13 protein-coding genes are annotated in these 10,897 nt (G+C 37.0%); 4 read left to right on the forward strand and 9 right to left on the reverse strand.

Translation table 11 applies throughout. The annotated features are described in order from the left end of the window. The first annotated feature begins 66 nt into the window (after positions 1-66). Complete coding sequence (locus BHECKSOX2_RS02030) at positions 67-252, forward strand: hypothetical protein (RefSeq protein ID WP_139682249.1); 186 nt, start codon at positions 67-69, stop codon at positions 250-252. Between the two features lie 79 nt (positions 253-331). Here BHECKSOX2_RS02030 and gspK read toward each other — a convergent pair whose 3' ends face one another. From gspK to BHECKSOX2_RS02075, 9 genes are all read right to left on the reverse strand, one after another. Continuing rightward, the gene (gspK, locus tag BHECKSOX2_RS02035; protein WP_139682250.1) at positions 332-1,222 is read right to left on the reverse strand and encodes a type II secretion system minor pseudopilin GspK; all 891 of its coding nucleotides are present in this window, start codon (positions 1,220-1,222) and stop codon (positions 332-334) included. Continuing rightward, complete coding sequence (locus BHECKSOX2_RS02040; protein WP_139682251.1) at positions 1,223-1,720, reverse strand: prepilin-type N-terminal cleavage/methylation domain-containing protein; 498 nt, start codon at positions 1,718-1,720, stop codon at positions 1,223-1,225. Next, positions 1,717-2,082: a type II secretion system minor pseudopilin GspI gene (gene gspI, locus BHECKSOX2_RS02045; protein WP_139682252.1), complete on the reverse strand. Its 366-nt coding sequence runs from the start codon at positions 2,080-2,082 to the stop codon at positions 1,717-1,719. Before gspI ends, BHECKSOX2_RS02040 begins: the two co-directional genes overlap by 4 nt. Further along, positions 2,072-2,527 (reverse strand): prepilin-type N-terminal cleavage/methylation domain-containing protein, encoded by a 456-nt coding sequence (locus BHECKSOX2_RS02050; protein ID WP_180323614.1) that lies wholly within the window; start codon positions 2,525-2,527, stop codon positions 2,072-2,074. Before BHECKSOX2_RS02050 ends, gspI begins: the two co-directional genes overlap by 11 nt. Continuing rightward, positions 2,496-2,894, reverse strand: a complete 399-nt coding sequence (gene gspG, locus BHECKSOX2_RS02055) for a type II secretion system major pseudopilin GspG (protein ID WP_139682254.1) — start codon at positions 2,892-2,894, stop codon at positions 2,496-2,498. Before gspG ends, BHECKSOX2_RS02050 begins: the two co-directional genes overlap by 32 nt. Before the next feature lie 272 nt (positions 2,895-3,166). Beyond that, the gene (locus BHECKSOX2_RS02060; RefSeq protein ID WP_139682255.1) at positions 3,167-3,904 is read right to left on the reverse strand and encodes a prepilin peptidase; all 738 of its coding nucleotides are present in this window, start codon (positions 3,902-3,904) and stop codon (positions 3,167-3,169) included. A 169-nt stretch (positions 3,905-4,073) separates the two neighbouring features. Further along, the gene (gene guaB, locus BHECKSOX2_RS02065; RefSeq protein ID WP_139682256.1) at positions 4,074-5,534 is read right to left on the reverse strand and encodes an IMP dehydrogenase; all 1,461 of its coding nucleotides are present in this window, start codon (positions 5,532-5,534) and stop codon (positions 4,074-4,076) included. A 1-nt stretch (position 5,535) separates the two neighbouring features. Beyond that, positions 5,536-6,156: a TIGR04211 family SH3 domain-containing protein gene (locus tag BHECKSOX2_RS02070; RefSeq protein WP_245391284.1), complete on the reverse strand. Its 621-nt coding sequence runs from the start codon at positions 6,154-6,156 to the stop codon at positions 5,536-5,538. A gap of 26 nt (positions 6,157-6,182) precedes the next feature. Next, positions 6,183-8,930, reverse strand: coding sequence for a valine--tRNA ligase (locus tag BHECKSOX2_RS02075; RefSeq protein WP_139682258.1), 2,748 nt, complete (start codon positions 8,928-8,930; stop codon positions 6,183-6,185). Between the two features lie 57 nt (positions 8,931-8,987). Here BHECKSOX2_RS02075 and BHECKSOX2_RS02080 point away from each other — a divergent pair, with 57 nt between their 5' ends. From BHECKSOX2_RS02080 to BHECKSOX2_RS02090, 3 genes are all read left to right on the forward strand, one after another. Further along, entirely contained in the window at positions 8,988-9,248 is a 261-nt protein-coding gene (locus BHECKSOX2_RS02080; RefSeq protein ID WP_139682461.1) for a GIY-YIG nuclease family protein, read from the forward strand. 290 nt (positions 9,249-9,538) lie between these two features. After that, positions 9,539-9,925 (forward strand): lactoylglutathione lyase, encoded by a 387-nt coding sequence (gene gloA, locus BHECKSOX2_RS02085; RefSeq protein ID WP_090718576.1) that lies wholly within the window; start codon positions 9,539-9,541, stop codon positions 9,923-9,925. 532 nt (positions 9,926-10,457) lie between these two features. Further along, on the forward strand, positions 10,458-10,897 hold a 440-nt coding region (locus BHECKSOX2_RS02090), incomplete at its 3' end, for a transposase (protein ID WP_139682462.1).

Here is a 10,897-nt window from a genome sequence, read left to right on the forward strand (position 1 = left end):
GAGCGCGTCAATGGCACGATTAAGAATGCAACAGTTAAGGCGATAACGTAACAAAACATTGATGAAATGAAGCAAGATTTGAACAAGTTTTTGATTTTTTATAATTTTAATCGTGGACATGGTGGACTTAGAAAAGAGATTAAGGTAAGGACGCCTTATGAGGCTTTAGAGTATTGGTATAATTTGAAGCCTGATTTGTTTATCAGAAAGCCTGATATGTTTCGGAGTGTGGTTTTTGAAAGTAGGGGATAACGTGGTGAAACCTGACACAAAGTAACAATGGCGAAAAAAAACTTAATTTATACCCCTAGTTTGTCTTTTCTCTCTTAAGTTAATCAGATGATATTTGTTCATAAGTGCGAGAAATTACATTAAGTAACCTAGCATTTCGATGAAAAAGTGTCTCTACCTTGATGTGGCTACTGGCAATTCGTATATCAGACTCCAACAAAAAAAATTGACTATTGATGCTAATTAAATTTTTATTAAAGGCGCTTTGACTGCCTCCTCCTATCGCTTGACGAATTGCAGTTTTTGCCTCACTAAGTGAATTAAATGGCCTTTTATCAATAATGTTTTGCGCTAAAGAAATTGATAAATCTGGATGCAAACAACTAAGCACTTCTTTACTAGCAGTATTGATATTAACTGTTTTAATTAAACTGGATGCTGTTAAATAAGACTTTATTTTTAAATAATCCTTATACTCAATACCCTCTATTTTTCTAAGCGCTGACAAATGCTTAAATTTCTCTATTGGACGCTGTTTATTTATATACTCAATAATAAAATCACTCATAAAATCTTGCTCTAAGCTTGCGTTTAACTTGTTTAAGCAATTCATATAATTTGGATTGAGATAAGCTTGAGTAGAATCATTATTAATTGAAAATAAATGATTGATATTAAAACGCGCCTGTACATCAACTATCCTTCCGTGAAGCTCGCCATTGGGAACTTCAATTGGAGGAATAATGGTTGCCCAATCTTCTTTCAAATGGTCGACTTTAGCATCATCATTTCTCAAAATACTTTTAGCCCATACTTCAAGGTTGTAAAGGTAATTAATGGTTTGACTAGTGTGAATGATATTTTTCGTGCTATTAAGATTAGAAGCTTGTTGTTGCCACATTAAACTCACAGCCAAACCGACCATTGCCACGATAATTAGCACACTGACTAGCACAATCCCTTTTTCATTTTTTTTATGCGCTATATTCATCTAGATCGCAAGCAATTGTTTAATCTCACCCCAGTAAGGGTGACTAAATTTAATTTCTATGGCTTTTAAATGGTTTTTATTGTTTTCATATTGCCAAGCTTCATGCCATTTATTTCGATTATCCAATACACGAATTTTTAATTGACTAACTTCCTTCAATAGTACCAACTCAGCTATTCTTTCTATATCGGTTTTATCTTGACGCTTAATTATATTCGAACCAAATTCATAATGAATATTTAACAATGTATCATTTTGTATGCTATTTAGTTGCACACCTTTTTCATTTAATATGACTTCTTGATTAAATATCTGAGAGAAATCTCTCTCAAAGTAAAGTAGCGTTTTTTGCATTTCGCTTAAGGCTTGCGAATGCTTTTTTTGTACTGACTGGTGTTTAAATGTTGTTGTTAGCGTGCTGTAAGAAATTAAACTAATAACAGACAAAATCGCCATAACAATCAACACTTCCACCAAAGTAAAACCCTTTTGTTTCATTTCTCAAAGTAAAACACTAATTCAGCAATTGAGGCTTTAGCCTCTCGTTTGGCGATTGTTGGGTAGAGTGTTAAATCAGTCTTATTGATATTCTTATTCGGCGTTATCTGTGTATGAGACAGCCAATACCAAGTTTGCTTTCCTAGTGTGTATTCACCTGATTGATATCCAGTATTAGGTTTTCGACCTAGGCGTTTTTCTACACTTAAATTACTCAAAGCTAAATTCGCTAAAGTCTTTTGCTTAAAATAAATGATTTGTTGAGCATTTTGTTGATTTGCCTTAACCAAAGCACCCAGTGAAATAGCCACAATCGCAAGTGCAATTAATGTCTCAACAAGCGTAAAGCCTTTAGTGTTCATTGGTTTTAGTGTTGATTATGCTAGACTCATCATCTTTAGATAATATGATGGACGCTTGTGTTATAAATCCATTGGGTAGTATCTCAATGGTATCAACATCGGAGTCCACAGCAACTGAACCGAACTCTAATACCGGTAGTGCTTTATAGGGTTTCCAAGATGACTTATTTAAAGTTAATGATTGAATTTTGTTTGAACGAATAATTAAACGAATTGGTTTGTTATAAAGCTGCACATGGTTCTGCGTTGATGCAATGTGGTTTTGTATTTTTACCTTCAAACTTTTCACAGCAGAAGGTTTAGCCAGGTTCATGCTTAAAGTAACTAAGCTTGTCAAAATACCAACGATGACAACAACAACCAGTAACTCAATCAGCGTGAATCCAGCATTGTGTTTTATAACAGAGTTGTTATTATTCCCAGTTGCCAATATCTTTGTTCTCATCGTTACCACCAGAAACACCATCAGCACCCAAGGTATATAAATCAAAAAACTTGGCATTATGTGCGCCTGGGTTTAAATATAAGTATGCCTTACCCCACGGATCTTTAGGCAGTGTCTTTAAATACGGACCCACCAACACTTCCAAACCTTGTTCAGAATTTGGATAACCATATTTATCTAATTTATATAAATCAAGCATTGAAGAGATTACCTTAATATCATGATGTGCTTTTTGCACGCGCGCATCACCAACCTTGCTGGTTAGCTTTGGTACGATAATACTGGCTAAAATACCAATAATTACCATTACTACCAGTATTTCAATTAAGGTAAACCCATGTTGTTTTTTATTTTTTATTTTTTGCATTTATTTTATATTTAGTGAATTTTATGTAGGGAGAGAGCTGAGATTGACTATTCTTTCTTTTACCATCTTTCTAGTCTGCCTATACTTTTCCCAGTCACATTATAGCCTGTAAAATCTTTTATCTGCATGATAAAAGATTTATTACCAATAATTTCTTTCTTGCCTTAAAGGCACAATGTAGGCAGAAATATTCCTTACCGCAGAATCAGTCTTTATTTTAAGTCTTGACTCATGATGTAGCGCTATTATTTGCTTAACTGTCAATGATTTCATTACAACAGTGATGATAAAGTAAACAACTTTACAAGCAAAAAACCAATAATTAAAAATGGACCAAATGCAAACGCCTGATCTTTCTTGGTTCTACTTACTACAAAGAATATTAAACCTAACACTGAAGCACCCAATAGTAGCTGCGGTATTGCCTGCCATCCTATCCAAGCACCTAGTGCTGCGAGTAATTTAAAATCACCGTAGCCTATAGCTTCTTTTTTTCTCATTATCTTAAAGAACCAATACAGACTCCATAACAACAAATACCCAACCATTGCCCCAATAACGCCATTTTGTAAGTCACCAAACTGCATTTGATAAATAAACCCAATCCACATTAGTGAGAGTGTTAAAACATCTGGCAATAGTTGCTCTTTTAAATCAATGACAAATAGTGGAATCAAGAGCCATGCTAGTAACAAATAAAATCCTGACTCTGTCGTTATCCCAAACATAAACACGATTAATGCGCTGATTAAAGCTGTCATTGCTTCAATGATCGGGTACTGCCAACTAATAGTAGCGCCACAATGCTTACATTTGCCTTTTTGAGCTAGATAGCTAAAAATTGGCACTAGCTCTAGTGCGCTTAATTTTTGTTTGCAAACGGGACAAAATGAGCGCTTAGGATTGATTAAATCAATTGTAGCGTTAAGTGGTAATCGGTAAATAACGACATTAAGGAAACTGCCGGTAAACAGACCTAGTATTGTTGCTATGATAATTTCTACAATCATTCAATTATCATCAATTCTAATTCTGTTTTAGTGGTCATATAAGTTCTTCTCATTACGTTTAATTCTTTTTTAATAAAACTCAATAAATTAAGGTTAAGTCCTTTATCAGCAAGCTCTTTTTTCTTTTAAAGCTTTGTATGTTTAATGTAATAGAATAAAAAAAATAAAGTTATTGATGGTAGTTAGGTGCTTCTTTAGTAATAGAGACATCATGCACATGTGATTCAACCATACCGGCTGAGGTTACTTGTACAAAAGTTGCATCGGTGCGCATTTTATCCAGTGTTGCGCAACCTGTGTAACCCATTGATGAACGCACACCTCCTATCATTTGATGAACGATAGGGCGGATAGAACCTTTGAATGGTACGCGACCTTCGACACCTTCTGGTACTAATTTATCTGCTTTGGAGTCTGCTTGAAAGTATCTATCAGATGAGCCGTGCGCTTGATTCATCGCACCGATTGAGCCCATACCACGATAAGATTTATAAGAGCGACCTTGATAGAGTTCTACCTCACCAGGGGATTCTTCTGTACCAGCTAACATTGAGCCAAGCATAACACAGTAAGCGCCTGCAGCAAAGGCCTTAGCAATATCACCTGAATAACGAATGCCACCATCAGCAATCAAGGGAATACCTGTGCCTTGTAAGGCTTCTGCCACATCAGAGATAGCAGTAATTTGCGGTACACCCACACCTGCAACAATACGCGTGGTACAAATGCTACCAGGGCCAATACCGACTTTTACGCAGTCCGCACCCGCTTTGACTAAATCTAGTGCTGCGCTACCAGTGGCAATATTGCCAGCAATGATGTTGAGGTTTGGATGTTTGGCTTTGGTTTTCTTAACACGATCAAGCACACCTTGAGAATGTCCGTGTGCGGTGTCAATGACAATAATATCAACACCAGCTGCAACTAAGGCATCAATGCGCTCACTCGTACCGCTACCCACACCAACTGCAGCGCCAACACGCAATTGTTCTTTCTCATCTTTACAGGCATTAGGGAAGTCATTTGATTTCTGAATATCACGAACGGTAATCATACCTTGTAGATTAAAATCATCACCCGTGATAATGACGCGTTCAATGCGGTGTTTGTGCAATAGTGCGCGTACTTCACTCATATCTGTGCCTTCTTTGACAGTGATAAGTTTGTTTTGCGGTGTCATTACATTTTCAACCAAATCATTGAGATTGGTTTCAAAGCGAACATCGCGACCTGTCACCATGCCGATAATGGTATTGCCATCTACCACAGGTAATGCTGAAATCTTATATTGTTGTTGCTTATCAAACACATCTTTAATACTTGCCTTGGCACCAATCGTGATAGGGTCTCTGATAATGCCAGACTCAAAGCGCTTAACCTTATGTACTTCTGCTGCTTGTTTTTCAACAGACATATTTTTGTGAATAATACCAATACCACCTTCTTGTGCCATAGCAATAGCTAAATTGCCTTCAGTCACTGTGTCCATTGCTGCTGATAAAATAGGCATATTGAGCGTAATGTTTTTGGTTAGTTGTGTTTTGAGGCTAACCTCCTTTGGCATTATTTTTGAATGCGCAGGGACAAGCAATACATCATCAAAAGTGAGTGCGGTTTTTAGTAAATTCATCTTAAAATCTCCTGTTATTTGTACGTTTTTGAAAAACAAAGCCCATCATAAATCCAAAAAATAAAACCAGCGCACCAACGATAAACCAATTTCTGGCACTGGAATCTTGTCCGACGGTATTATTATTTTCTAATAGTTGTAATTCTGCTTGTAGTTGCAAAGTAGCAGTTCTAAGTTTTTTGTTTTCGTGTTCAAGTTTGAGCGAGTCTTGATAAGTTTGCTTAATGTATTCTTTTTCTGATTCTAATTTTCCAATTCGAATGGAAAGTTTGGTATTTTTTGCTTTTAAGTCAGCTGTAAGACCTTCAAGCGTTGTATTTTTTTCATTTTGTTTAGCAAGGGACAGTTTGTTGTTGTTATTATTACGCTGAAGCACTTCCAACTGAACTCTTGCAGGTGTATTAGAGGTTAAATAGCGTGAAATCATCCAGCCAGTGGTGTTTTCAAATCTAACTTTAGTCCAGCCATCTTCGGTGGCTAAAATTTTTAATTTAGTGCCAGAATCTAACATTTTAATAAGATTGCTAGGGTTGTTCTGAATTTTGTTTTCAGAACGCATCGGAATAGGCACCATATCGGTGACATAGACATAGGAGGCAGCATTGATTATTGAATTTAGCAATAAAAATATTATAAATAAGCTGCGCTTCATAATTTGTTCATTTTTTTCAATTGCGTGGATAAATCAGTAATAGCATTTTGAGTTGAAGCCAATCTTGTTCTTTCGGTGTTTACAATCTCCTTAGGTGCACTGCTGACAAATTTTTCATTATTTAATTTACTTTCAAATTGTGCTTTTTGCTGATTTAATTTTTCAATTTCTTTATTTAAACGCACAATCTCTTGTTCTTTGTCAATTAAGCCTGCCAAAGGAATAAGAATTTTCATCTCTCCCACCAATGCTGTTGCTGACTCAGGTGCCTCATCATTAGGTGAGAGTTTGTTAATAGTTTGCATTTTTGACAAAGACTTTAGAATATTGGTATTGTTATTAAGATAGGTTTGGTCTACTGTATTGAAGTCTTGTACAAAGCAATTTAACACTTTGTTCGGTGAAATATTCATCTGTGCGCGAATCTGACGAATGCCTAGAACAAAAGTTTGCAGCCACTTAATTTCTGCCTCGGCTTTCTCTGAGATAAGTTGTGTATCAACTTCTGGATAGGGCTCACTCATCAAGCTACTTTTATCTTTGCTAAGAATAGTATTGCATTGCTCAAAGATTTCTTCAGTGATAAACGGAATAATAGGGTGAAGTAAGCTCACCATTTCATTTAAGACTTTAATGAGTGTTGCCTGTGTACCAGCCTTAGTAGTTTCATTCGCCAATAAAGACTTAGAGAATTCCAAATACCAGCCGCAATAATCATCCCATACAAATTCATAGAGTTCATGGCTCATTAAATCTAGCCTATAACTACCTAAATGCTTTTCAACTTTGGTTTTAGTGTCTTGTAAACGCGATAGAATCCATTCATCAGCCGTTGATAATTTTGCATTGGTGTCAATGGTTTCTTCTTCAAGTTTCATCAATACAAAACGAGAAGCATTCCATAGTTTATTGCAGAAGTTGCGATAACCTTCAACACGCTTGAGATCAAATTTAATATCACGACCAAAAGAAGCCAGCGCTGCAAAAGTAAAGCGTAATGCATCCGTGCCAAAAGCATCAATACCATTTGGAAACTCTTTTTTGGTTTGTCTTGTGATTTTCTCTGCCATTTTTGGCTGCATTAGCCCTTGTGTTCTTTTTTCTAATAAATCTTTGAGACTAATACCGTCAATCAAATCAATTGGGTCTAGAACATTGCCCTTGGATTTAGACATTTTTTGCCCTTGTCCATCTCTGATTAAGCCAGTGATATAAATGTCTTTAAACGGCACATCGCCTGTAAACTTAAGACCGAACATAATCATTCGTGCTACCCAAAAGAAAATAATATCAAAGCCTGTTACCAAAACATTGGTTGGGTAAAAACGCGCGAGTTCAGGCGTTTTTTCGGGCCAGCCCAAGGTTGAAAATGGCCATAACGCTGAAGAGAACCAAGTATCAAGCACATCCTCGTCTTGCTTTAACTTTACGCCTTCACCTGCTTGTTGTTGTGCCTTTTCTAAGGAATCAGCAACATAAATATTACCCTTGCTATCGTACCAAGCAGGGATACGATGCCCCCACCAAATTTGTCTAGAGATGCACCAGTCTTGTATGTTTTCCATCCAATTGTAATAAGTCTTGTCCCAATTCTCAGGCACAAAACGAATATCACCATTTTTCACTGCATCAATTGCAGGCTGTGCCAATGGTGCAACTTTGACGAACCATTGGTCTGTCAAATATGGCTCAATCACCGCATTGGTTCTATCACCTCGTGGTACCATCAGTTTGTGTGGTTCTATTTTCTCAAGTAAGTTTTGTTCGTCCAAATCCTTAATTATTTGTTTGCGCGCTTCAAATCTATCCATGTCAATATAGTCACTCTCAACCGTGTCATTGATTTTGGCATCATTGGTAAGGATATTGATAAGCTCTAAATTGTGACGCTGACCCATTTCATAGTCGTTAAAATCATGTGCAGGAGTAATCTTAACGCAACCTGTACCAAACGCCATATCGACATAATCATCAGCAATGATGGGGATTTTTCTACCAGTCAGTGGCAAATTAATGGTTTGTCCAATAAGGTGTGTATAGCGCTCATCATCTGGATGCACAGCAACTGCACTATCACCTAGCATGGTTTCAGGGCGTGTGGTGGCAACCACCACCACTTCATCAGAGTCGCTCACTGGATAACGCATATGCCAAAGTGAGCCTTGTTCTTCGGTGTTGATAACTTCAAGGTCAGAAACGGCAGTGCGCAAGACAGGATCCCAGTTAACCAAACGCTTTCCACGATAAATCAAGTCCTCGTTATACAGTTGAATGAAGACTTTATGTACCGCATCTGAGAGCCCTTCATCCATTGTAAAACGCTCTCTTTCCCAATCAACTGAAGCACCTAAGCGACGCATTTGAGAAGTAATCGTACCACCAGATTGTTGTTTCCAATCCCAAATTTTGTGAGTAAATTTATCACGCCCTATATCGTGACGCGTCATGTCTTGCGCAGCGAGTTGGCGCTCAACCACCATTTGCGTAGCAATACCTGCGTGGTCAGTACCTGGTTGCCAAAGTGTCTGCTCACCTTTACCACGATGATACCGTGTTAACACATCCATAATGGTGTGCTGAAATGCATGCCCCATATGCAAACTGCCCGTCACATTGGGTGGCGGTAACATAATACAATAGGTGTTCTTGCTAGTAGAATTTGAATTGGAAGAAAATAGATTTTTGTCTTCCCAAAGTGAGCGGTATTTGGCTTCAATTTGTTCGGGGTTGTAGGTTTTTTCCATTAACTTAGTCTCAACTTTATAAAGATGGATAAAACTTTGTCATTATACTATGTTACGATGAAAACATCAGACAAAAAACTGTGGTTTGTGTATTTACTAAGGTGTATTAACAATTCACTGTATTGTGGCGTAAGTAATGACCTTGATAAGCGTTTGCGTCAACATAATGGTGAAATTGCAGGCGGTGCAAAATACACCCGAGCAAACGGACCTTGTGTACTGGTGTATCAAGAGCAGGTAGAAGACAGAAGCACAGCATTAAAACGCGAGTGCGAAATTAAGTCAATGACCCGTGATGAAAAATTAACACTTTTGTAGAGGCTTCTGTATAAATAGGGATGATTGGCAAAATCCAATTTTTGCCCAATTGGTGATTTCTTTAAACCTTGTCCTAGCAGGGCCAAGGATGGGTTTAAAAAATCGCCAAGTGGGTGAAAAATAGGTTCTTGATGATTGTTCCTATTTTATGCAAAGGTCTCTTGTAATAAGAAGTAGTTAAAGTCTTGTGTGCTACCATTTGGGTGAAAATGGATTTCGTTAGTGGCTTTACTCCTTTAATTTAACGCAAAAAATCTCTTATAATAATGTTTTTTATTATAAGGATTTTTATGAGAATTTTGCATACAATGTTAAGAGTAGGGGATCTAGATAAATCTATTGCTTTTTATACCGAAGTTTTAGAGATGCGTTTATTACGACAAAAAGATTACCCCAAGGGTGAATTTACTTTAGCATTTTTAGGCTATGGTGACGAAGCGGAAAATACCGCTATTGAACTGACTTATAATTGGGGGAAAAGTGACTATCAGATAGGCACAGGATTTGGACACATTGCCATCAATGTAGAGGATGTATATCAAGCAGTTGAAGTGGCAAAACAACTGGGTGTTGAAGTTACCCGTGATGCGGGGCCAATGAATGCCGGGGAAACAATTGTTGCATTTTTAAAAGACCCTGATGGGTATGAGATTGAGTTACTTTCTAAAAAGTTTTAATCAAAAAATCATCAAACATATGGGGTTGTCTATACCGATAAAGGCTACTAACTTGACATTAGAAGTCTAACAGAGCAAGACAAAGTCATTAAACACCTTAACCAAATATGGATCGTCAACTTCCATAATATCCGAAAGTTTTTAATGTTTTTTTCGGTAGAACATTAAAACCTTTTACTAGAGCGTCAAGTCTTTTTGGATGCCATCTTGTTACAATAGTCTTTTAAGCGCTTTCCGTTCTCTATTTTAAGAAAACTGGTGAAAACTTCGGTAATAAGACGAGCGCAGATAAAAAAGAAAAATCAAAAGCCTGTTTTTTAAATGACAGCGTTACACTAAAGTGTCTAATTCTTAATACAACGAATACTGTTACCCGCGGAGCGTTCAACATTGAAGAACTCTGGATAAGTAGTCAACCCTTAAAAACCACACAACAAATTGATTTATAACAATAAAACCAACAATAACCCTAGACAAATCAACCAACTTTTGTTAAAATACCTCTTATTTCTTGGTCGTTTTGCTTAAAAAAATGTTAACTAAATCCAGCCCAATATCCACCCAATCAAATCTTTTTCATTCAGAGCTCTTTTCTCAATTAGATGTCAAAGACCCTTTAATACAACTAGCCAACACTATTAATTGGACAGTCTTTGATGATGCCTTTGAACAACATTACTCTCAAAACAATGGCAGACCCTCAAAACCCATCAGGCTGATGGTAGGTTTGCTTTTGCTTAAACAACTAGAAAACCTCTCTGATGAGCGTGTTGTTTTGCAATTTAAGCGCAACCCTTATTACCAATACTTCTGTGGCTACTCAAACTATATACCAGGCATGCCTTGCAATGCCACCGAGTTGGTGCACTTTAGAAAGCGTATAGGCGTTAAAGGTTTTAATCTTATTTTTAAAATGAGTGTTGCCTTGCATGGCAAACAAGCCCAAGAAGCAACAGTATTAATTGACACCAC

Origin of the sequence: thiotrophic endosymbiont of Bathymodiolus puteoserpentis (Logatchev), assembly GCF_900127505.1 — a bacterium.
GTDB lineage: Bacteria > Pseudomonadota > Gammaproteobacteria > PS1 > Pseudothioglobaceae > Thiodubiliella.

Coding starts and splice junctions, on each gene's coding strand:
- BHECKSOX2_RS02030 (WP_139682249.1), top strand. CDS start 67: ATGAAGCAAGATTTGAACAAGTTTTTGATTTTTTATAATTTTAATCGT.
- gspK (WP_139682250.1), bottom strand. CDS start 1,222: ATGAATATAGCGCATAAAAAAAATGAAAAAGGGATTGTGCTAGTCAGT.
- BHECKSOX2_RS02040 (WP_139682251.1), bottom strand. CDS start 1,720: ATGAAACAAAAGGGTTTTACTTTGGTGGAAGTGTTGATTGTTATGGCG.
- gspI (WP_139682252.1), bottom strand. CDS start 2,082: ATGAACACTAAAGGCTTTACGCTTGTTGAGACATTAATTGCACTTGCG.
- BHECKSOX2_RS02050 (WP_180323614.1), bottom strand. CDS start 2,527: ATGAGAACAAAGATATTGGCAACTGGGAATAATAACAACTCTGTTATA.
- gspG (WP_139682254.1), bottom strand. CDS start 2,894: ATGCAAAAAATAAAAAATAAAAAACAACATGGGTTTACCTTAATTGAA.
- BHECKSOX2_RS02060 (WP_139682255.1), bottom strand. CDS start 3,904: ATGATTGTAGAAATTATCATAGCAACAATACTAGGTCTGTTTACCGGC.
- guaB (WP_139682256.1), bottom strand. CDS start 5,534: ATGAATTTACTAAAAACCGCACTCACTTTTGATGATGTATTGCTTGTC.
- BHECKSOX2_RS02075 (WP_139682258.1), bottom strand. CDS start 8,930: ATGGAAAAAACCTACAACCCCGAACAAATTGAAGCCAAATACCGCTCA.
- BHECKSOX2_RS02080 (WP_139682461.1), top strand. CDS start 8,988: ATGAAAACATCAGACAAAAAACTGTGGTTTGTGTATTTACTAAGGTGT.
- gloA (WP_090718576.1), top strand. CDS start 9,539: ATGAGAATTTTGCATACAATGTTAAGAGTAGGGGATCTAGATAAATCT.